Here is a 21,576-nt window from a genome sequence, read left to right as displayed (position 1 = left end):
TAAAATGCACAAAATTGTATTTTATCACATCCTTTTGGGACAAATGACAAACCTGTCGAACATGAAATTTAGTGCAAAGCGTCCTTTAGATTTTTCAGGTAAGTGCGAGACACAGGTATTTCCTGATGAACATTAGAAAGGGTTAATTGATAGCCCTGTGCATTTCCTTGTGTGCTCGAAATATGGTTGATATTGACTATAAAAGCACGATGACAACGAATAAACATGGAGTAATTTTTCAAAGATTCTTCCATTTGCTTAATCGTGGAGCGAAGTTGTTTATAAGTAGCCTTATCTCCCTGTCTGTAATGCACGTTTACATAATTTCCTTCGGATTCTATGTACAATATATCTTCCGGTTTTATGCTGATAGATTCTTTTGTAGAGCCGTTTAATGAAATAAGGTCATCTTCTTTTGTTGAGGTCTTTATTCTTTCGGAAAGAATCTGATTTATTTCCTTTGAACTATTCAAATTACGTTTTAGTGCACTATTTTGAGTAATGATAGTTATTATACTTAGGGGAACAATGCCAATGGTTAAGGCTGCAAACAAATCGACTAAAAAGCCCATCGGAAAGTATTCCGGCAATTGTTTCATTACGATAAAGTAATCGTAACAAACAACGCCGATACCCATTATTATTAAAAAGAATACGTTGTTCAATAAACTTTTGCCGATAGTCCATTTGTCAGGATTGTAGAATCGCTTGAATATCTTAGGAAACAGAACAAACGCAATAGTGGTTACAAACATTGTTAGCACAGCAAAACCAACCAGTACCCATACTTGACCTAATGAGTTAAGTTTGAAGTTAAAAGGTTCAAATATGGCTAAAATAAAAATAACGATACCTACACATAGTAGCACTGATAGCCAAGGTCTTTCGTTGACTGGAGCAGGTTGGGATAAATATTTTGAAATTTTACTTTGCATCTAAAAAATTATGGATGCAAATTTACGAAAATAACTGGTATTTCACTTTGATTCGTTGTATAAGATTCGTTATATCCTGCGAGATTTTCTCTTTCGTTATCTTGGCGTATATCATCGTGGTTTATTTTAAAGGTTTGCAGATATGAAGAAATTTTGCGAATATTGCATTTTAGTTGTGCATAGACGCCAACGAGATATATAAAATGAATAAATTATTTTTTGTGTTCACTGTTTTATTTGCAACTTCATGCTATGGAGTGCAACAAAAACTGCCTCAAGGAATTTTAGATTATATCAATTCTCATGAGGATTTTAAATTGTTAACTACAGACGATTTGAAACTATTGGATGAGTATGTTGATTTAAAAACCTATTACCCTATTTGTTTTGGCGATTTCAATCGTGATCAGAAAGAGGATGTTGGATTGATTGTAAAACACAATGGGCTTTTACAACTAGTTATTTTTAATAGCTACAAAGAGTATGTAGAGCCTACCTTTGTTTATAAAACCGGAATATATAAGGACTTAAGCTTTGGAAGTGATCAGGACGATCGAAGTGTAATTTTTAAGCACTCAGGAATGCTTTTCTCCGTTATCCATACTGGCGAAAATTGTGGAATAGAAGTCCTCGATATTGTAATACCGGAGAAGTCAGCCTTTTTTGTTTATTGGGATTCAAGATTTTTGCAGTATAGATATCTGAACTATTTAGATGATGAATATGACTGTGAAACAATCAGTAAACAATTTCAAATGCACACAAGCGAAAATGACTTATTAGGATTGTGGAATACAGAAGAAGGAGTAAGTGAACCCAATTTGATAATTTCCGACGTTGAGTATCCAAGTATAGAAATAGCTTTTAATCAATTTGTAATTAATTTGCAAAGATCACACACCGACAACGATACCATCTATTACAAATTTTTAAATACTGATGGAGCTGGGGATCTGGCCTATAGCGATATTGAGTTCGACTATGACGAACCAATCGCTGAAATAAAACAGATCAGTAAAGATCGAATTTTATTCAAATGGTTGGGGCTTTGCGAAAAAGAAACAAAAGACCGAGTATATACTCAAAATCCTTTTCATGAAAACTCAGAAGAAGAAGAAGAAGTAGTAGTAATACTAGTGAAGCTACGTGAATATTGAAACAGCTACCAGAAATTATTTTTAATTTGTTGAATCACCTACATTATTCATACTCGTTTGGTTCAGTTAGAGGCTGAGTTGAACTAAAATTAAAACACGAGTCACAGAAACACGGAGCTTATCGAAAATGCCCGTAGGGCATTCATATCAATAGAATAATAATAAGTTTTAATCTTCAACCCGGTACGGGTTGCATCGTATNTACCATGCAACCCGTACCGGGTTGTGAAGAGTATTATCATTGCCTTTCTATTGATATGAATGCCCTACGGGCATTTTCGATAAGCTCCGTGTTTCTGTGCCCCGTGTTTTTATTCAACACCAATCTGACTTGAACCAAATTTATGGAATATGAATAATTCAGGCTAGGAATCTAGGTTCCAATACTTCTGTTCAATTTCGTATGCTTTTTTGCAAAAGCGCACAGAAGATTTATCGCAAAAAAAGCATCATAAGTCTCATAACATATTTATTTGCCTATGTTTCAGCAAAATACATTATGGCACTTCGCCAAAAAGTAAAACATAAGTACCATTCATAGTATCATAGACAAAAATAGTTTCATTATAACTTAAGTTCAAAAAACAAGTAGTTTCATTTTGTTTTCTACCAATGAAACAAGTAGTTTCCTACATAGAAAACAAGTAGTTTCATACATAGAAAACAAGTAGTTTCCTATATAGAAAACAGTTGGTTTCCTACCGTGAAACAGTTGGTTTCCTACTGTAAAACAGTTAGTTTTGTATAGAGAAACAAAAGGCATTGTACAGAGAAACAAAAACCGAATAAATAACTAAAATAAATCAAAAGATATGAAGTAGCTAGTTATAGAAACAACCTGATTTATGCAAGGTCCAGCAGAATACAATCTAACAGTTTGTGCATGAGATGGTTATAGGTGGTAAGTGTGAAATTTGAGTGAATGGTTATGATACTTGCAATGGTACTTATGTTTTACTTTTTGGCGAAGTGCCATAATGTATTATATTGAAATTCAGTTTGATAGGTGTGTTATGATACTTATGATGGTTTTTTAGGCAAAAATCTTCTGTACATAAAAATGTGAGGCTGTAGGTAGTACCAAACGAGCAAGTGTATTTGGAACGTTACATAAAAAAATATATCCCAGTGTGATTTATCAAATCACCCATACGACATATATCATAAAAGCCAATTTAAAATAGAAGATGACTGCAAATGTAGAACGAGAGTTCCTTCTGGTAATCAAGGAGTACGAAAGGGTAATATACAAGGTATGTTACTTATACGCTACAAAGAACGCTCCATTAAATGATCTTTATCAGGAAGTAGTTCTCAATATATGGAAAGCATTTACAAAGTTCCGGGGCGAGAGTAAAATATCGACCTGGATATATAGAATTGCTTTAAACACTTGCATCACCTTCTTGCGCAAAGAGAAGAATGTACCCGAAATCGTTATGATCTCTGCCGAAGAAAACAGAATATCGGAAGAGGAGGACGATCTGCAAGCAATGCTTCGTGAATTATACGCACTTATAAATCAATTGGGGCAACTGGATAAATCAATCATTTTATTGTATCTCGAAGAAAAAAATTACGAAGAAATCTCGGAAATAACCGGGCTTACAGTTACCAATGTGGCAACTAAAATAAGTCGCATAAAGGATAAACTCCGGAAAATGAGAAAATGATAGTTTTTGAGTTTAAAAAACTCAGAAACTTAAAAACTTAAAAACTTAAATATGGAACTGGATGATTTAAAGAAGTCGTGGCAAACGATAGATGAGAAGTTGCAGTCTAAACAATTTATTAAAGATGAAGAGCTACTGAAAATTATTCAAACGAAAAAAACGAGCGCCCATAAGGCACAGAAAGGATTGGTAAACTATAACCTGATAATATTAGGTATAACTGTAATATTATTTGCATATATTTTACTGTCGAAGGAAAAATATTTTCTTGTTCTGGGCGATTTGTTTATTGGAGTTTTGGTGTTACTCATAGCAATTGTAATACCTTGGAACATTTATACATTAAGGTATCTTTATAAAACCGATATTTATAACATGCCATTAACCACAGTGGTTAAACGAATAAACAAGTATAACTACTGGATGACTGTAGAAAGAGTAGTGGGCGCAATGATTATTTTTGGATTTGCATTAAGCTCTATTATTGTATTACAACCCTGGACTATTAACGGGTGGTTTCCCTACTTTGTATATGGTATCTGGACAATAGCATTTATTATATACTTCCTTATTATTAATAAGATAACATTCAGGCGCTTAAAGAATATACGTAAGAACCTGGACGAGTTAAAAGAAGTAAATTTTGAAAACTAATCATAAATTTTGATTGTTTACATACCTCTAACAACAAAACTAAAGCCTTTTCTGATTAACTTTGGAAAAGGCTTTATTAGGTCAAAAATTAAAAAACACTATGGCACAACGTTTCTTTATTATATTCTTATTAATTTTACTTTTACCCGATTTATTTATATATCGCTCTTTTATTGTTAAAGAAACAGATAATGTACTTTTACGTATACTATATTGGGTACCTACCACTTTATTACTTGCCGGCCTTATCTATTTTACATTTCTTACTAGTAAAGAGATGATAGGAAGCCACCTGCCCGGTACATTCTCGGTTATCTTTCTTTTCTTTGTAATGCCCAAAGTTGTTTTCTCGCTGATAATGATTATTGGATGGCCTTTTATTCACCTTGCCGGATGGTCGAAAACACCTTTTCTTTGGATAGCAACAATTCTTACAATTGCCGATGCCGGTGCCATTCTTTATGGGGCCATATATGGAAAAAATCGCTTTGTGGTAAAGCATGTGGATTTTACTTCGGCTTATGTACCACCTGCATTCGATGGATATAAAATTGCTTTGTTATCGGATATTCATATAGGTAGCTGGAGTGGAAAGCCAAACCCGGTACAACAATTTGTTGAACTTACCAACAAACAAAAGCCGGATATTATTGTATTCACAGGCGATTTGGTTAATCAACGGGCAGTTGAGCTTAATGGTCTTGAACATATCCTTGCCCGTTTAGATGCCCCCGATGGAGTTTATTCGGTTTTGGGTAATCACGATTTCGGTCCCTACTATCCTTGGGATACCAAAGAAGAAAGAGTTGAGAATCTTATCGACCTGAAACGTAGACAAGCAGATATGGGATGGGTGTTGTTAAACAACGAAAATACAATTCTGCACAGAGGTAACGATAGCATTGCACTTCTTGGTGTAGAAAACGATGGTGAACCTCCTTTTTCGAAATATGCCGATTTGCCCAAAGCTATAAAAGGAACCGAAGGCATGTTTCAGGTTCTGTTAAGCCATAACCCAACACATTGGTGCAGAGAGGTATTGCCCGAATCATCCATCGACCTCATGCTTGCCGGACATACACATGCGTTACAAGTGGAACTTTTCGGCTGGTCGCCCTCATCGCGTTTTTACAAAGAATGGAATGGCATGTACCACGAAGGAGACAGAGGCCTCTATGTTAATATAGGTGTTGGACATGTTGGGTTCCCTTTCAGGTTTGGTGCATGGCCCGAAATTACAGTTATTACTCTGAGAAGAAGCACTAACGAATAAATCTTTTTTCTACCTTTGTATGCTATAAATGATTAGAGCATGCGCACAACCAAGAAAACACAGAAAAAGAAATACAGGAAAAACAAGAAACAAAGCATCGGCAGCAAACTAATCAAGGGAATTATTATAATAATCCTTCTGATTGCTGCTAGCTGTTCACTTCTATACTTGGAACGATCGGCCTATACGCCTGAAACAAATCCGGACATAAGGACAATCAAAGACCTTCACATTCCACATTCGGTAGCTCGCCACGATGAGCAAATCATTCAACATACCGGATTTACCGTAAGCTATTCCGAGAAACACCGCCAACCATATTGGGTATCGTATGAACTTACTGCAGATAAAACAAGAGGCGAGCATAAACGTACTAACCAATTTGTTTATGACCCTCAGGTTAATGGTGCCTCGGCTCACACCTCGGATTACTCCAGATCGGGATACGACAGAGGGCACATGGCCCCAGCCGGAGATATGAAATGGAGCAAACAAGCCATGAACGAATGCTTCTATTTAAGTAACATCTGTCCGCAGCACCCCGATTTAAATCACCAAAGTTGGAATGTACTCGAAAATCGCGCCCGCAATTGGGCTGTATCCGATAGTGCAATTATTATTATATGTGGCCCGATTATTCATGATACATGTCGCAAAATCGGCACAAACAAAGTAAGTGTACCCGATGGCTTTTTTAAAGTTATCCTCTCGCCTTATGTATCGCCTCCACAAGCCATAGGCTTTTTATTTAAAAATAAAAAATCGGTAGACGATTTAAGGAATTACGCAGTTCCGGTAGATAGTGTAGAAGTTGTTACCGGGCTCGATTTCTTTCATCAATTGCCCGATAGCATAGAAGCTGCTATTGAAGCAGAGGTTAACATTGGTTATTGGGAATTATAGGAGTTAAAGCTACTCAAGATTCAATATTTATAAAACAGAATTTATGGCAAAGAAAAAAAAGATATTTATTACGATTTTTATTATAGGTTTAATAGTTGTGGGTGCTATTGCCGGCACCGGCTGGTATTACTTGCTATCGCCCCAGTTCCATCCAACAAAAACCGCCTATTTATACATTGACAGAGACGACACGATGGACTCTGTTTATACCAAGCTACAAAAAGTTGGGAATGCTGACGATTTAACCGGATTCCGGTTACTGGTTAAATACAAAAAGATGAATGTACGTACCGGCCGATATGCAATAAACCGCAATGACAACGCCCGTACTGTATTTAATCGTTTAAGCGGAGGGCTGCAATCGCCTGTAAATGTCACTGTGCCTTCTGTACGTACCTGGGATAAAATGGCACGTGCCATCTCTAACCAATTAATGATTGATTCTGCCGAAATTGCATCCCGCCTTTACGATTCCGAATATATTTCCAAACTGGGATACGATAAAGAAAGTCTATATTGCCTGTTTATCCCTAATACATACGAAGTATATTGGAATATAAGTGCTGATGATTTACTGGAAAGAATGCAACGCGAACATGAACATTTCTGGAACAAAGACAGAATAGCCAAGGCAAACGCCCTCAATATGACCATTGAACAAATATGTACCGTTGCCTCTATTGTAGACGAAGAAACAAATGATTCTGCCGAAAAGCCAACTGTTGCAGGATTGTACCTGAACAGGGTGATGCGCGGCATGCCTCTTCAAGCCGATCCTACTGTTAAATTTGCTTTGGGAGATTTTGAAATAAGAAGGGTTACAAACAGGGATCTTGAAATAGATTCGCCTTACAACACCTATAAATATGCCGGTTTACCTCCCGGACCTATCCGCATACCAAGCATTAAAGCCATTGACAGTGTATTGGATCCGGGAAGACACAATTATTTATATATGTGTGCCAAAGAGGATTTCAGTGGCTCACATAACTTTGCTACTACACTTGCCGAACACATGAGAAACGCACGCAAATATCAGCAAGCACTTAACCAACGTAAGATTTTTAGGTAAAATTATCACTAAATGATAGTAAAAGTGTATATTTGCACTTCAATTTAATTTAGTAGCTAGTAGTTAGTAACTAATAGCCAGTAGTTATAACTACCAGCTGTAAATTACTAACTACTAGCTACTAACTACTAACTACTATAATTATGAGCAAACAACTCCTACTTGGTGATGAAGCCATCGCTCAGGCTGCACTAGATGCAGGCCTATCGGGCGTATATGCTTATCCGGGCACACCATCTACAGAAATAACCGAGTATATTCAGGCAAAAACTGCCGATACTAATATCCATTCGCGTTGGTGCACCAACGAAAAAACTGCAATGGAAGCTGCACTCGGAATGAGCTTCGTTGGAAAACGTTCACTGGTTTGTATGAAACATGTAGGAATGAACGTTGCAGCCGACTGTTTTGTGAATGCAGGAATGACAGGTGTTAATGGTGGTTTAATGGTTTTAGCTGCCGACGATCCTAGCATGCACTCATCGCAAAACGAACAGGATTCGCGCTTTTATGGAGACTTTACCCTGATACCTATGTACGAGCCCAGCAATCAGCAGGAAGCATACGACATGGTATATAATGGATTCGAATTCTCGGAAAAATGTGGAGAGCCTGTTTTAATCCGCATTGTTACTCGCCTGGCTCATTCGCGTTCGGGAGTTGAAACAAAAGCGCAACAACCGCAAAACGAATTATCGTTCAGCAACGATCCTAAACAATTTATACTTCTGCCGGGTATTGCCCGCCGCAGATACAAAGCGCTTCTCAAAAAACAAGAAGAGTTTGTAAAAGCTTCCGAAGAATCTCCTTACAACAAATACATTGATGGTGCCAACAAAAAACTTGGTATCGTTGCCTGTGGTATTGGTTTTAACTACCTGATGGAAAACTATCCCGACGGATGCGAATATCCTGTACTTAAAATAGGTCAATACCCGTTACCTAAAAAACAACTGTCCAAGTTGATAGAAGAATGCGAAGAAATTCTTGTTCTGGAAGATGGTCAACCTTTTGTAGAAAGACTTATTAAAGGATATTTGGGAATAGGCATTAAGGTAAAAGGCCGTTTAGATGGTACACTATCGCACGATGGTGAACTTAATCCGGATAATGTGGCACAGGCATTGGGTAAAGAAAACAAATCAACGTTTGCCATTCCCGAGATAGTAGAAATGCGTCCGCCGGCTTTATGCGACGGTTGTGGCCACCGGGATGTTTATTCTGTATTAACGCAGGTTCTGAAAGAAGAATATCCAAGCCACAAAGTGTTTAGCGATATAGGTTGCTATACATTGGGCGCCAACGCACCTTTCAATGCAATTAACAGTTGTGTTGATATGGGGGCATCTATCACCATGGCCAAAGGAGCTGCCGACGGTGGACTTTATCCTTCGGTTGCTGTTATTGGTGACTCAACCTTCACGCACTCAGGAATGACCGGATTGCTGGATTGTGTAAACGAAAACACCAATGTTACTATTGTAATCTCCGACAACGAAACTACTGCTATGACAGGCGGACAGGATTCTGCCGGAACCGGACGCATAGAAGCTATTTGTGCAGGTATCGGTGTAGACCCTGCCCATATCCGTGTTATGATTCCTTTGAAAAAGAATCACGAAGAAATGGCACAGATCATAAGGGAAGAATTGAACTACAAAGGTGTGTCTGTTCTTATCCCCCGACGTGAGTGTATTCAGACTTTAAAGAGAAAACATAAAAAGTAATTAGTAGTTAGTAGCTAGTAGTTAGTAGTCATGCGTATTTACTAACTACTAGCTACTATCTACTAACTACTATCTACTAGCTACTACTAACTACCAATAATATGAAAAAAGACATAATACTTTCGGGCGTTGGCGGACAAGGAATTCTGTCCATAGCTACCGTTATCGGGCAAGCTGCATTAAAAGACGGCCTTTACATGAAACAAGCCGAAGTTCACGGAATGAGTCAACGGGGTGGAGATGTTCAATCTAACCTGAGAATCAGTGACCGTCCTATTTCTTCGGATTTAATACCCTCTTCACAATGTGATCTGATAATCTCGCTTGAGCCTATGGAAGGTTTGCGCTATCTGCCTTACCTATCGCCTAACGGTTGGCTGGTTACTAACGATACTCCTTTTATAAATATCCCCAATTATCCCGAAGTGGATGCAATAATGGCCGAGATTGATAAGCTACCTAATAAAGTAGTACTCAATGTAGACAAAGTAGCCAAAGAAATTGGTTCGGCACGAGTAGCTAACATTGTGTTATTGGGAGCCACTACCCCATTTCTGGGTATTGATTACAGCAAAATACAAGATAGTATCCGCGATATTTTCGGTCGTAAAGGAGACGCCATTGTTGAAATGAATCTCAAAGCACTTGAGGCTGGAAAGGAAATAGCAGAAAGAATAATCTAATTAGTTACAAGTTACGAGTTACGAGTGCCATGCGGTATTGTAACTCGCAACTTGTAACTCGTAACTCGTAACTAAAATGAAATATTGGGAAGAAGAAATAGAAACCATTAGCCCGGAAAACTTACAGAAGCTACAACTTGAACGTATAAAGAAAACAATTACTATAGCAGGTAATTCTCCTTTTTATAAAGAAGTGTTCCGGGAACATAATATTTCGGCCGATACAATTCAATCGTTGGATGATATTCGTAAACTACCATTTACCACCAAAGCCCAAATGCGTGATAGCTATCCCTTCGGACTTGTGGCAGGTGATTTAAAAGATGCCGTTCGTCTTCACTCATCGAGTGGAACAACAGGAAATCCTACGGTAATTGTTCACTCCCAGCACGATCTCGACTCATGGGCCAATCTTGTTGCCCGCTGTTTGTACATGGTAGGTTTGCGTTCAACCGATGTTTTTCAAAACAGTTCCGGTTATGGTATGTTTACCGGAGGTTTAGGTTTTCAATATGGTGCAGAAAGGTTGAAGGCCCTTACTGTTCCAGCCGCAGCCGGTAACAGTAAACGCCAGATTAAGTTTATTACCGATTTCAAAACTACTGCATTGCATGCTATTCCCAGCTATGCTATACGTTTGGCAGAGGTATTTCAGGAAGAAGGTATTGATCCTAAAGATACCAGCCTTACCACTCTCATAATTGGTGCCGAACCCCATACCGATGAGCAACGCAAGAAAATTGAGAAAATGCTTAATGTAAAGGCATACAACAGTTTCGGTATGTCCGAGATGAACGGTCCTGGTGTAGCCTTCGAATGTACTGAACAAAATGGTATGCACTTCTGGGAAGATTGTTTCTATGTAGAAATTATTAATCCCGAAACAGGCAATCCCGTACCCGATGGCGAAATCGGCGAACTGGTATTAACAACCCTCGACCGCGAAATGATGCCGCTTATCAGATACCGTACCCGCGACTTAACCCGTATTATTCCGGGTAAATGCCCGTGTGGCCGTACCCATTTGCGCATCGACCGCATCAAAGGCCGCAGTGATGATATGTTTATCATCAAGGGAGTAAACATATTCCCGATGCAGGTTGAAAAAATCCTGGTACAATTCCCGGCTCTAGGCAGCAATTACCTGATAACACTTACCACCCGCGATTCGCAGGATGAAATGGTAGTTGAAGTTGAGTTAAGTGACCTGTCGACCGATAATTATATCGAGCTTGAAAATCTGAGAAAAGATATAACCCGCCAGTTAAGAGACGAGATACTAATTACCCCGAAAGTAAAACTGGTAAAAAAAGGTTCGTTACCACAAAGTGAAGGCAAAGCGGTAAGAGTTAAAGACTTAAGAAATAATAACTCATAAACCGACAGTCAATTCATATAGTATTGACATTCGGGTTTTCTTATCCAAAAATACAGTAAGCAAATAGTTGTTATCCCCCTCGGGATCAATGGCTGTTTGCTTTTCTATTTGTTTGCGGGTCAGCCCGTGTTTCTTCAAAAACTCTTTGTCTTGTCCAATCGTATATAACAATTTCTTACGCGTATCCTTATCAAGGTTCTTAAGCCAAAAGCCAGGAGGTCGCATTGCATAGTTTGCATAATAATCAGCACGAAGCAACGGAAACAAATCTATCCCACGAGATAACAAAAACTGATGAAGACACAAAAAGAGATCTTCCAGTTGATATCCGATTTGTGGGATATGCTGTTGCGAGTAAAATTGAGCTAACTCATCGAAGAACTCAAAGAAACGGCCTGAATAATATTTATCGAACACTTCATTCATGGTTGATACAAAACGACCGCTATTCCAGTAACGCTCCAAAGCATGTTCAGCTTCATGAATGCGATGTAAATCATCGGCAGAAATATCATTATTATACTTAATTTCATAAGGAGCATCTTCGGAATAAACATATCCGTAATTATCTGCCTCATTACGCAAACGGGTTCCCCGAAGCATTTTGAGAAATCCCAGTTGTACCTCTTTAGCCTTTAAAGCAAATACTTCATTAAAAGAATGGGTAAACCGCTGGAAACTTTCGTAAGGCAATCCGGCTATGAGATCAAGATGCAATACCACTTTTCTGCCTTGCATTAACTTTTTAATATTATCAGCAAGCAACGGAAAATCCTGTTTTCTTTTTACAGCAATGTTGGTCGGTTCATAAGTTGATTGAATACCTATTTCGAAACGGAAAAAGTTTGGTGGCAAATTGGAATTCAGATAATCTATACTATCATCTGTCATCAGGTCGGCATAAATCTCAAACTGGCAGCTTAGGTTAGGCCGATGGTTAGCAATCAGAAAGTCAAAAACCGAGCGTGTATGTTCTTTATTCAAGTTAAAAGTTCTATCAAGAAACTTTATTTGTCGTGCACCCGAGTTTATCAGGTAAGACAGATTTTCGAATATATATTCTTGCGGAAAATAACGAACTCCTTTTTCGAGCGAAGAAAGACAATACTGACATTGGTAGGGGCAACCACGCGATGTTTCAAAATAAACCAAACGATTTATTATACTTTCTTTATCTTCGTCAAGCATGTATGGAGAAGGTAATTCTACAAGTTTATCCAAATCGGCTTTGGCAATAGTTTTGCTTATCTCACTACGGGTAGATACACCCGGAATCTGAACCTCTTTGTTTGTTTCAATAGCATGAATAAGTTGCCCCAACACAAATTCGCCTTCGCCACTGATTACATAATCAACGGGCCATTTGTTCAGGAAATGTGCAGGTTCATAGGTTACTTCCGGACCGCCCAGTATTATAATGAGTTCGGGGTTGTTTATTTTGAGTTGAGGAATTATTTCTGCCATCCGGTTTACATTCCAGATATAAACGCTCAAACCTAATATGTCACAACCGGAGTCTGAAATATCTTTAACAATGGTTTCGTTTTTCTCTTTGAGGCTATATTCGCAAAAACGGATATCGCAATTGTCTTTATTGGCAACATACAACCAGCGTAGAGCAAGAGAAGTATGTATGTATTTTGCATTAAGAGTGGTGACTAATGTTTTCATGAGGCAAAATTATGAAAAATACTTTCTAATTTATGAAGATTATCCTTATCTTTGCAACAAAGTTTCTTATCAAGTTATATAATCTGGGGTTGACTGGATTTGACAGCGGGTAGAAATGGTATGTAAGCATGCAGTGCGTCAGTGATTTGCACTTTAATCTCAGTTACTAAAATTTTATCTGGCGAAAAACAATACGCTTTCGCTGCGTAATCGAATCATAGTAGATAACGCTTTATTCCGGTACTAGGTACTGGAACGAAACATCACTCGGAAGCTGTGGCTTCGAAGCATTCCGGTTCAGTGGTGCAGTAATATCGGAGATAGTTTGCAATAGCCTCGCATTGTAAATGAAACTTTAGAGGATAAGGTATAAGTTGATGGCTTTGGTTCTGCTTATACTCGAAAATTTAGGCAAAGATAAGCATGTAGAAAGCTTATGGTTTCCTCGTTTGGACGAGGGTTCGACTCCCTCCAGCTCCACTTTTTAATTAAGAAATCAAATAAAAACTCTGTAAATACTTCATTTACAGAGTTTTTATTTTTAGGTACCATTAAAATATTATTAATTTATATATATATCGTATTCGGTATCGTTTTCTGTAATAATTCCTTTCTCTTTCAGATAAATCCCGTTCATATATCCACCAGCATTGTCTTCTTTAAGAATTATTTGATAGTAGCTTATTGTCTCATTAGCAATATCAAATACATTTATAAATCGACAATCATGATCATAGCCTACAACAGCAAACAAATCATTTGATTTCCAAAATACTCCTTCAGCTAATCCTGAAGCTCCATTCCACATAATCATATTTTGGTGTTTTCGTTTGCGATCAATAAGATATACCGACTGGCAATCGTCCCAACCTATAAAATATCTTTTTCCTTCTATTTCTTCGTACATTATCCCCAAATCTACATACCATTGTTTGTTTGGTGAATAATCGACATCTATACGCTTGTTTGTATCAAGTTCTTTTTCAAACTCCCGGTAATTTATCCCATCTGTATCTATGGAGGAGGGACACTTTATACAAGCATTATCGTTATGTTCTATAAGCCGTGCCTTTGCAAAATCAAGTTTGTAAAAATCAGTCCATTTTTTGATGATGGGAGCTATTCTAGCAACTTCTTTTGCCGAAACAGGAGGATTGCTATTAAATTCATCCAAACGTTCCTGCCATTCAAGTGCATAGATACTATCAGTGTCTAGCTTTTCTCCTATCTTGTTAATGAAAAATATTTCTCCATCTAATTGTACTCTAGCATACTCCCTGTTTGAGCGAAAGGACCAGGCATAGTCATATTTCAATGGAATGGATTCATTTCCGGCCCTGTCGATAAATCCCCATTTTGCGTTTTTAGTTACCACCTTCAGGTCTTGGTAGAAGAACGTTTCAATGTGGTCATATCTTTCTTCTGGCGGAATTTTATTTTGTTTATCTGCCTGGGCTTTTATTTGCGTTTTTTCTGTTTGCCCATAAGTACATGAAGTCAACACAAGAACGCTAAGGATGATTAATTTTCTTAATGGCATTTTTTTTGTTTTCTATCCGTAAATCTGACAGGCATCATGCAGTCACTGTTCAATTTTTCGGATTTAAAGTTCTACTTCGATATTTAGCTTACCACCAAGTCCACGCTCAACAATATCGCGCAGTGTCTTTATTGTAAGATTGCTTCCATCGTTTTCAATACGTGAAATAAATGCACGCTTTTTGTTAATACGTTCGGCTAATTGTTCCTGAGTGATATCTAAACTTAATCTAGCATTTCTTATTTGAAAGCCAATCATCAAATCAGATAATTCAGCCTCATAAATATCACGTTCTGGCGAACCAACTTTTCCAATGTATTTATCTTCTAACTCAGATAATGTTTTTGTATTCATTTCTGTTCCTCCTTTTCTTTATAATATTCCTCCATTAGCCTTATGGCCCTTTTAATCTCTTCTGGTGGCGTCTTTTGGCTTTTCTTTTGAAACCCACTTAATAATACGACAAGCTTGCCTGCTTCAAAAAAGCAAAATATACGAAATATGTCACTGCCAAATTTAACACGTATCTCAAATAATCCATCCGTATCTTCTACATACTTCAAATGATTGGCAGGCACTCGTTCCACTTGCTCAATGATACGTAATATTTGTAATATCTTACTCACTACCTTTGGACGCTGGCAACTAAGAAAGTCTTCAAAATAGTCTTTATAGGTAATAATAGTCCTTACTTTTCCCATTTCACAAAGGTAACGTATAAGTTGCATTTGTGCAAACTTTGTATTGAACAATTTGTTACTATTTACTAACTCTTACTAAACCCATTTATTAAGCAACCCAAATTAAACTTTTAAGAAAACAATTTGTACCTTCGTATCCAATTACAACCAAACAGATAACATTCTGATGTTTTTCAACCTATTAATAACAACTAATTATGAATAATTTTATTTTCCAAAATCCGGTAAAGCTCATTATGGGCAAAGGTATGATAGCAGAATTAGCTAACGAAATACCAACCGGAAAGCGCATAATGGTAACCTTTGGTGGTGGTAGTGTGAAAAAAAATAACGTTTACAACCAAGTTGTAGAGGCACTGAAGGATTTTTATACTGTAGAGTTCTGGGGTATAGAGGCCAATCCTACCATCGAAACTCTTCGCAAAGCTATTGCATTGGGAAAAGAAGAGAAAATAGACTTTCTTGTTGCTGTAGGCGGAGGTTCGGTGATCGACGGAACCAAACTTATTTCTGCCGGTATATTATATAATGGTGATGCGTGGGATTTGGTGCTGGCTGGTAAAGAAATGAATACCATTCCGCTTGCAACTGTTCTTACCTTGCCTGCAACAGGATCGGAAATGAATCAGGGTGCAGTAATCTCTAATATGGCAACTAAAGAAAAGTTTGCTTTTTATTCTAATTTCCCCGTATTCTCTATCCTTGATCCGGAGACTACTTTCACACTTCCCGATAACCAGATTGCCAACGGGCTTACTGATACCTTTGTGCATGTGATGGAGCAATACCTAACCGTTCCTGCTGTATCACGCCTGATGGATCGTTGGGCAGAAGGTATTTTGCAAACAGTAGTTGAAATTGCTCCCTTGATTAAAAAGGACAAACACAACTATGACCTGATGGCCGAATTTATGCTCTCTGCAACAATGGGCCTTAATGGTTTCGTTGCTTTGGGTGGAGTGCCTCAAGACTGGGCTACTCACATGATTGGACACGAACTGACTGCTTTGCATGGTCTTTCGCATGGTCATACATTGGCGATTGTTCTTCCGGGAACAATGAATATCCTACGCGAGAGCAAGGGTGACAAAATCATTCAGTATGGCGAACGTGTATGGGGCATTACCGAAGGAACCCGTGACCAACGTATTGATAAAACAATTGCCAAAACAGACGAATTCTTCCGTTCACTTGGCCTTACTACCCGTTTAAGCGAAGAGGGTATCGGCATGGAAACTATTGAAGAAATAGAACGTCGTTTCAATGAACGCAAGGTTGCTTTCGGAGAAAATGGAAATGTGAATGGTGAAATAGCCAAAAAGATTCTGATGGATAGAATCTAAAGATCAGAACCATTACATGGAATGGATTACTTCGAACAACTGATTATTCTTTGTCCGTTGATATTTATCAGCGGACTTATCGACAGCATTGCCGGAGGTGGTGGATTGATTTCGCTTCCGGCTTATAATGTTGCAGGCTTAACGCCCCATTTTGCATTGGGTACAAACAAGTTCAGTAGCTGCATAGGCACTTTATTCAGCACTATGCGTTTTGTAAAAAACAAAAGCTACAACCTAACAAGCGCTATCCCTTCGGTTATCTTTGCCCTTATCAGTTCAGCCATCGGTGCAAAGATTGCTGTTTATATGGAAGCAAAGATCTTGCAGTACATTCTGATAGCAGGGGTTCCGATAATAGCCATGATCATTTTTAAGAAGAAGAATCTAACGGCTGTCACTCCTAAACATTTATCGAAAGGACGGATCATTTTTTTATCTTCCGTTATCGGATTTGTGATTGGTGGCTACGATGGCTTTTTCGGGCCAGGAACAGGTACTTTTCTTATCCTGGCCTATACTTCCGTTCTGGGTTTCGACCTACTTACCAGTATGGGGAATGCCAAACTGGTAAACCTCACTTCAAACCTTGCATCGCTGGCAGTATTTCTTATTGAAGGGAAAATACTATTTGTTGTAGGTATCCCTGCGGCTCTGTGTGCCATTGCCGGGCATTATATTGGTAGCGGACTAGCCATTAAAAACGGCCAGAAAATAGTCCGGCCGATTTTAATACTTGTGTTAACCCTACTGATGATAAAACTCATTTGGGATTTGGTTATTTAACTTAGTATTGCATAAAGGATTTCGATATAAACTCCATAACCAACGGTAATTCCATGCGCCAGTAAGTCCAGGTATGTGCACCATCTTTCACACGGTATTCGTGCGGAATATTATTTTTATGGAAAAGGATGTGCATCCGGCTGTTACCTTCATAAAGAAAATCATCGTCGCCACAACTAATGTACCAACGAATGCTCTTTATCTTCTTCAATTCCTCTTCCGAAGCATTCTTTATAATTTCTTCTATACTAAGGCGATTGTAGTATACCATAATCTTATCATCGGATATACCCGGATTAGATTTATTGATTCTTTCTTTAAGCTGTTGTATATCCCAATTACCAGTAGCAGCACTTAGTGGCGCAGCGGCAGCAAACATATCCGGTTGGTGCAAACTGTAGAATATTGTTCCACCGCCACCCATAGATAGTCCTGCTATAGCCCGATAGCGTCTATCGGTACGTACACGATAGGTTGATTCAACATGAGGTATCAATTCATTGAAGAAGAAATCTTCATAATCAAACTTTCCGTCAATAGCATTGAAATAGCCACGAACACCAGTATTGGCATCGGGCATTACAACAATCATTCGGGCAGCTTTTCCTTCCTCAATTGCTTTATCGGCAATCTGCTGCACCTGACCAAATTGCACCCATCCGGTATGATCGTCGCCTGCTCCATGAAGCAGATACAACACCGGATAACTTTGATCACTAGTATCATATCCCGGTGGAAGATAAATAGAGTATTTACGTTCCATTTTAAGAATATTACTTTTCACAGTTCGGGTTTCAAAAACCTGTCCGCCCTGTGCAAACAAAGATGTGGTAAAGATCAAGCCAAGAATGGCAGTAATTAACAATTGTTTCATAGGTACTAATTTTTATGGTTTAATTTCCAGATAATTACATATTTCATTATAATACGCCACTAACTTTTTATAGTTGGTTGGTAACGCATCTTTACGTCCCTTTTCTATACACTTACGGGTAATCAATAATTGAAACTCCTTAATTTGCCGGGGAACTACCAAATCTAAATACTCTACAAGCCTGTTTACTGGAGCAAAGTTATTCATTATCAGGGTAGCAATACAATCTGCAAGATACTCGGTATCCATAAAGCCCAGTTGAAAAGCAACATTGATATACTCGGCAGCTAAATCACGGGATACTTTCTTTTCAAAAATCAGGCACAGGGCAATGTATATCCATCCGCCATGATAAACCGGAATCTGATTTTCGATCAGGAACTGCAAAGGATGAAGACAGTATGCAAAATCGATCACCTCATTATCCGAAGCTGTATCGGGGATATAATGTAAAAGAACCGGTTCACAATAGTGAGGTACAAGACTTAACCAGTAAAGAAATCCGGTTGTTGAATAATAGTGGAATCCATTATAGGCGGTATAGAAACATAAGTAAGGATATGAATCTTTTTTATACGTTTTGCGATGCGAACCATTCCAGTTATCTTCCAGTAATAAATAATCCCAATGATACTCTTTACAATCCGAATAATAGCGTTCAACCTGATAGGTTGGCAAAAACGGTTTCATTATTGCGGGATAGTTCTTTAATTCGGTTTTAGTGTACTCATTAAAAACAGCATTAGGAGAAGCGGTACGGGTAATCTGCCCCCACAAATATAATGTATCATTATCGGGCTCTATTGTACCCGATATACCCAAAAGATATTGAATAGCAGCAGTATATGTACCTTTTAGCTTCTTTATTATACACCGTGTTTCTTCCGAAATATCCACCTTTAAAATTCGATTACAGGCAACAATCAAATCTTCCATTTCTATTTGCTCACCTGCATTTTCGTAGTCAAACAACCGGAGTACCAATGTGTCCGGATGAACAAAGAAAGGATAATGCGTAGGCGAAGACAGTAAAGGCAATTTATTTTTCCGTTTCAGTTTCGATAATATCCATTCGTTTCTGTTACGCATAAATGGAAGAGGATGCATGTTTTTTCCAAAAGACGAATTGATTGTATACTTTCTTCCGGATTCAATCCAGTTATCAAAAAACTCAGCAATATAGAACAACAAATCCTTCTCGGAAGATCTTTGCAGTTTCTTTAAATAAGGTTTCAATTGCGAAATGTAATCTTCCGGTAACTGGTCTTGTAGCCGGATAAGGCTTTCATACATAACATCAATATCCACCGGTAGCAACGAGCTGAGTGTTTTTCCAACATGAAACAAAAAATCTTCCCAGTTAAGTGGGTATTCAATTGGTTCATTAATAGATACTATACTAACATTTTCTACTTCTTCTTTATCAATTTGCAGTATCTCGCGTGCTTTCTGTTTTAACGATACAGCAAATGGTTCTACCAGCATTGAACGATCGGTTTCATTAGTATATTTCACTAACAATGTAGCAGCCTTTTCTTGTATTTTATCGCTTGATTGCACCAATGCTCCGGCAACAATACCCGCATATTGGCGCAAAGCATTGTTTTTCTCCAAATGATACGATAATACATCGAGAGCCGTCAATATAGCTTTGTCGCTTCTTTCTTTATTGAACAGATTAGGGATACCTTGCATAAAACTATCCACATCGAACCGTTCTTCTTTATAAATGGTTTGCACTATACTTACCACAAAGTTAACAACAGTAGAATTTGTTGAGTATAAGGCAGCATACAAGTAATCTTGATTATCAATATACTCTTCAGCTGTTGGTTTAAAGAGTTTCAACATACGGATGTGCCAATCAAGATGTGCTTTCTTCCAGTTGTAGGTAAAGGTAGTTAATAGGTTCCTGATAATGTTGCGATCTGTTATAGCATTTTCGTTGATTAACTCGGCAAAAACTTCTTCCCAGTATTCTGTACATTTCTTACAAACAAATTTATCCTTCGCCTGCCATTTAGATATATCGAGTACGGGGAGTTCGTATTTATAGAATTGCAACAATACTTTGTCAATGGCTTCCGGATTTGCTTTCAGAAATTCTACATCCTTCATTGTATCCCGGTTGAACATGGTAATAATGAACAACGACCGTACAAATATTTCTTCATCAAAGGGCATAAAGTTATTTGTATACAATTTCCACAACAAGCGAAAATTATTATTTGAATCCCTCATTGAAGAGTTGGCTGTTACTATTTGCATTAAATAATCCGGTGGAAAGAGCTTAAAATACTCACTTATTGCTTCCACACCAAACAATGGTTTGCAAAAATAAGAGTGAACTACAGAAAAAGACTTATTCCATTCGGGTGCAGTGAGCAGAAGATCCTTGGCAGTACGAATACAGCATAGTTTCATAAAAGTAATAGTTCCATTCGCGTTTCCATACTTATCGTAATATGCAGCATTGTATTCTTTGGGCGGTTGTTCTTTGATAATATCTTTCGAAATATCTATCGATTTCAATAACTCTATCGATTTGTATCGCTCTTCATCAGTCAGCTTTTTAGCCCATTCAAGTATCAGGTCGGTGTTTTGCCCAATAATTAGTTCTATAATTTGTTTCATGGTATTTGTTATAACTGGCATAAACTTAGAAAAAAATATTGAAAGTGACAATAGCTGAATCTGAATACACTATTAATTCTGAAATATGATAGACTAATGCATCAGTTTTCCATTATTTCTGCATACTTTTGCGCCGAATTATTAATTATAACGAATAAAAAACATGAAAAAATTAGTTTACCTGTTACCTGTTCTTTTTAGCTTATTGGTGTTTACTGCTTGTTCGGACGACGATGATAAAATCGATATGTCATTGATTACAGGTACATGGGAGATTGACAAAGTTGAAATAAGTGGTGTATACATTGATCCTCCAAGTACGTTCGAAGGTATTACTGCAACTTTCAATGCTGATAAAACATTTGCCATTTCAATGGGAGAAACACCATTGGGAGGAACGTATGAAATCGAAGGTGAAACAATTACATGCTCAATGGAAGGAGTAGAAGTTGGTGAGTGTAAAATACTAAAACTTAGTAATACGCAAGCCGAGATACAGTTGAATTTCGCAGAGCTGGCTTTGAATTATAAAGTAAGATGCAAAAGAAAATAAGCTATAAGATAGCAAATTAAAA

Annotated in this window: 19 protein-coding genes and 1 other RNA gene; 13 read left to right on the top strand and 7 right to left on the bottom strand. The window is 37.8% G+C overall.

Features of this window, described 5'->3' with window-relative positions:
- Positions 1-68: 68 nt before the first annotated feature.
- Positions 69-935 carry a LytTR family DNA-binding domain-containing protein gene (locus D0T85_RS18435; RefSeq protein ID WP_163214998.1) on the bottom strand — a complete coding sequence of 289 codons (867 nt, stop codon included), beginning with the start codon at positions 933-935 and terminating at the stop codon, positions 69-71.
- Positions 936-1,138: 203 nt separating this feature from the next.
- Here D0T85_RS18435 and D0T85_RS18430 point away from each other — a divergent pair, with 203 nt between their 5' ends.
- The 9 genes from D0T85_RS18430 to D0T85_RS18390 all read left to right on the top strand — a co-directional run bounded on the left by D0T85_RS18430 (position 1,139) and on the right by D0T85_RS18390 (position 11,455).
- Positions 1,139-2,092: a hypothetical protein gene (locus tag D0T85_RS18430; RefSeq protein ID WP_163214997.1), complete on the top strand. Its 954-nt coding sequence runs from the start codon at positions 1,139-1,141 to the stop codon at positions 2,090-2,092.
- A gap of 1,187 nt (positions 2,093-3,279) precedes the next feature.
- Complete coding sequence (locus D0T85_RS18425) at positions 3,280-3,765, top strand: RNA polymerase sigma factor (RefSeq protein WP_163214996.1); 486 nt, start codon at positions 3,280-3,282, stop codon at positions 3,763-3,765.
- Positions 3,766-3,816: 51 nt separating this feature from the next.
- Positions 3,817-4,419, top strand: coding sequence for a hypothetical protein (locus tag D0T85_RS18420; protein WP_163214995.1), 603 nt, complete (start codon positions 3,817-3,819; stop codon positions 4,417-4,419).
- 100 nt (positions 4,420-4,519) lie between these two features.
- Positions 4,520-5,692, top strand: coding sequence for a metallophosphoesterase (locus D0T85_RS18415; protein WP_163214994.1), 1,173 nt, complete (start codon positions 4,520-4,522; stop codon positions 5,690-5,692).
- A gap of 39 nt (positions 5,693-5,731) precedes the next feature.
- Positions 5,732-6,595 carry a DNA/RNA non-specific endonuclease gene (locus tag D0T85_RS18410; protein WP_163214993.1) on the top strand — a complete coding sequence of 288 codons (864 nt, stop codon included), beginning with the start codon at positions 5,732-5,734 and terminating at the stop codon, positions 6,593-6,595.
- 43 nt (positions 6,596-6,638) lie between these two features.
- A complete protein-coding gene (gene mltG, locus D0T85_RS18405; protein ID WP_163214992.1) occupies positions 6,639-7,667 on the top strand; it encodes an endolytic transglycosylase MltG in 1,029 nt (342 codons plus the stop codon).
- A gap of 143 nt (positions 7,668-7,810) precedes the next feature.
- Positions 7,811-9,394 (top strand): thiamine pyrophosphate-dependent enzyme, encoded by a 1,584-nt coding sequence (locus D0T85_RS18400; protein ID WP_163214991.1) that lies wholly within the window; start codon positions 7,811-7,813, stop codon positions 9,392-9,394.
- A gap of 101 nt (positions 9,395-9,495) precedes the next feature.
- Positions 9,496-10,077, top strand: coding sequence for an indolepyruvate oxidoreductase subunit beta (locus D0T85_RS18395; protein ID WP_163214990.1), 582 nt, complete (start codon positions 9,496-9,498; stop codon positions 10,075-10,077).
- Positions 10,078-10,153: 76 nt separating this feature from the next.
- Positions 10,154-11,455 carry a phenylacetate--CoA ligase family protein gene (locus D0T85_RS18390; protein WP_163214989.1) on the top strand — a complete coding sequence of 434 codons (1,302 nt, stop codon included), beginning with the start codon at positions 10,154-10,156 and terminating at the stop codon, positions 11,453-11,455.
- Here D0T85_RS18390 and D0T85_RS18385 read toward each other — a convergent pair.
- Positions 11,450-13,126 carry a B12-binding domain-containing radical SAM protein gene (locus D0T85_RS18385; protein WP_163214988.1) on the bottom strand — a complete coding sequence of 559 codons (1,677 nt, stop codon included), beginning with the start codon at positions 13,124-13,126 and terminating at the stop codon, positions 11,450-11,452. The two genes, D0T85_RS18390 and D0T85_RS18385, sit on opposite strands and share 6 nt — an antisense overlap.
- 85 nt (positions 13,127-13,211) lie before the next feature.
- Here D0T85_RS18385 and ssrA point away from each other — a divergent pair.
- Positions 13,212-13,609, top strand: a transfer-messenger RNA (tmRNA) gene (ssrA, locus tag D0T85_RS18380).
- A gap of 79 nt (positions 13,610-13,688) precedes the next feature.
- On the opposite strand, the gene D0T85_RS18375 is transcribed toward ssrA, so the two are convergent.
- From D0T85_RS18375 to D0T85_RS18365, 3 genes are all read right to left on the bottom strand, one after another.
- Positions 13,689-14,666 (bottom strand): WG repeat-containing protein, encoded by a 978-nt coding sequence (locus D0T85_RS18375; RefSeq protein ID WP_163214987.1) that lies wholly within the window; start codon positions 14,664-14,666, stop codon positions 13,689-13,691.
- A gap of 63 nt (positions 14,667-14,729) precedes the next feature.
- Entirely contained in the window at positions 14,730-15,020 is a 291-nt protein-coding gene (locus tag D0T85_RS18370; RefSeq protein ID WP_163214986.1) for a helix-turn-helix domain-containing protein, read from the bottom strand.
- Positions 15,017-15,394, bottom strand: coding sequence for a type II toxin-antitoxin system RelE/ParE family toxin (locus tag D0T85_RS18365; RefSeq protein WP_370460005.1), 378 nt, complete (start codon positions 15,392-15,394; stop codon positions 15,017-15,019). The genes D0T85_RS18370 and D0T85_RS18365 overlap by 4 nt, the downstream gene beginning before the upstream one ends.
- A gap of 170 nt (positions 15,395-15,564) precedes the next feature.
- Here D0T85_RS18365 and D0T85_RS18360 point away from each other — a divergent pair, with 170 nt between their 5' ends.
- Both D0T85_RS18360 and D0T85_RS18355 read left to right on the top strand, forming a co-directional pair.
- Entirely contained in the window at positions 15,565-16,710 is a 1,146-nt protein-coding gene (locus D0T85_RS18360; RefSeq protein WP_163214985.1) for an iron-containing alcohol dehydrogenase, read from the top strand.
- Positions 16,711-16,731: 21 nt separating this feature from the next.
- Positions 16,732-17,493 carry a TSUP family transporter gene (locus D0T85_RS18355; protein ID WP_163214984.1) on the top strand — a complete coding sequence of 254 codons (762 nt, stop codon included), beginning with the start codon at positions 16,732-16,734 and terminating at the stop codon, positions 17,491-17,493.
- A gap of 1 nt (position 17,494) precedes the next feature.
- On the opposite strand, the gene D0T85_RS18350 is transcribed toward D0T85_RS18355, so the two are convergent.
- Entirely contained in the window at positions 17,495-18,367 is an 873-nt protein-coding gene (locus D0T85_RS18350) for an esterase family protein (protein WP_163214983.1), read from the bottom strand.
- Between the two features lie 12 nt (positions 18,368-18,379).
- The gene (locus D0T85_RS18345) at positions 18,380-21,001 is read right to left on the bottom strand and encodes a DUF6493 family protein (RefSeq protein ID WP_163214982.1); all 2,622 of its coding nucleotides are present in this window, start codon (positions 20,999-21,001) and stop codon (positions 18,380-18,382) included.
- Positions 21,002-21,164: 163 nt separating this feature from the next.
- Here D0T85_RS18345 and D0T85_RS18340 point away from each other — a divergent pair, with 163 nt between their 5' ends.
- Complete coding sequence (locus tag D0T85_RS18340) at positions 21,165-21,554, top strand: lipocalin family protein (protein WP_163214981.1); 390 nt, start codon at positions 21,165-21,167, stop codon at positions 21,552-21,554.
- Positions 21,555-21,576 lie beyond the last annotated feature (22 nt).

It is taken from the genome of Bacteroides sp. 519 (assembly GCF_010500955.1).
In the GTDB taxonomy this organism is placed as follows: Bacteria; Bacteroidota; Bacteroidia; order Bacteroidales; family Bacteroidaceae; genus Bacteroides.
This window is presented reverse-complemented; position numbering and strand designations above follow the sequence as displayed.

What these genes read in the sequence shown, in the direction of transcription:
- D0T85_RS18390 (WP_163214989.1), top strand. Translation starts at nt 10,154, where the DNA reads ATGAAATATTGGGAAGAAGAAATAGAAACCATTAGCCCGGAAAACTTA.
- D0T85_RS18340 (WP_163214981.1), top strand. Translation starts at nt 21,165, where the DNA reads ATGAAAAAATTAGTTTACCTGTTACCTGTTCTTTTTAGCTTATTGGTG.
- D0T85_RS18430 (WP_163214997.1), top strand. Translation starts at nt 1,139, where the DNA reads ATGAATAAATTATTTTTTGTGTTCACTGTTTTATTTGCAACTTCATGC.
- D0T85_RS18410 (WP_163214993.1), top strand. Translation starts at nt 5,732, where the DNA reads ATGCGCACAACCAAGAAAACACAGAAAAAGAAATACAGGAAAAACAAG.
- D0T85_RS18435 (WP_163214998.1), bottom strand. Translation starts at nt 935, where the DNA reads ATGCAAAGTAAAATTTCAAAATATTTATCCCAACCTGCTCCAGTCAAC.
- D0T85_RS18420 (WP_163214995.1), top strand. Translation starts at nt 3,817, where the DNA reads ATGGAACTGGATGATTTAAAGAAGTCGTGGCAAACGATAGATGAGAAG.
- D0T85_RS18350 (WP_163214983.1), bottom strand. Translation starts at nt 18,367, where the DNA reads ATGAAACAATTGTTAATTACTGCCATTCTTGGCTTGATCTTTACCACA.
- D0T85_RS18415 (WP_163214994.1), top strand. Translation starts at nt 4,520, where the DNA reads ATGGCACAACGTTTCTTTATTATATTCTTATTAATTTTACTTTTACCC.
- D0T85_RS18395 (WP_163214990.1), top strand. Translation starts at nt 9,496, where the DNA reads ATGAAAAAAGACATAATACTTTCGGGCGTTGGCGGACAAGGAATTCTG.
- D0T85_RS18345 (WP_163214982.1), bottom strand. Translation starts at nt 21,001, where the DNA reads ATGAAACAAATTATAGAACTAATTATTGGGCAAAACACCGACCTGATA.
- D0T85_RS18375 (WP_163214987.1), bottom strand. Translation starts at nt 14,666, where the DNA reads ATGCCATTAAGAAAATTAATCATCCTTAGCGTTCTTGTGTTGACTTCA.
- D0T85_RS18370 (WP_163214986.1), bottom strand. Translation starts at nt 15,020, where the DNA reads ATGAATACAAAAACATTATCTGAGTTAGAAGATAAATACATTGGAAAA.
- D0T85_RS18400 (WP_163214991.1), top strand. Translation starts at nt 7,811, where the DNA reads ATGAGCAAACAACTCCTACTTGGTGATGAAGCCATCGCTCAGGCTGCA.
- D0T85_RS18365 (WP_370460005.1), bottom strand. Translation starts at nt 15,394, where the DNA reads ATGCAACTTATACGTTACCTTTGTGAAATGGGAAAAGTAAGGACTATT.
- D0T85_RS18385 (WP_163214988.1), bottom strand. Translation starts at nt 13,126, where the DNA reads ATGAAAACATTAGTCACCACTCTTAATGCAAAATACATACATACTTCT.
- D0T85_RS18355 (WP_163214984.1), top strand. Translation starts at nt 16,732, where the DNA reads ATGGATTACTTCGAACAACTGATTATTCTTTGTCCGTTGATATTTATC.
- D0T85_RS18360 (WP_163214985.1), top strand. Translation starts at nt 15,565, where the DNA reads ATGAATAATTTTATTTTCCAAAATCCGGTAAAGCTCATTATGGGCAAA.
- D0T85_RS18425 (WP_163214996.1), top strand. Translation starts at nt 3,280, where the DNA reads ATGACTGCAAATGTAGAACGAGAGTTCCTTCTGGTAATCAAGGAGTAC.
- mltG (WP_163214992.1), top strand. Translation starts at nt 6,639, where the DNA reads ATGGCAAAGAAAAAAAAGATATTTATTACGATTTTTATTATAGGTTTA.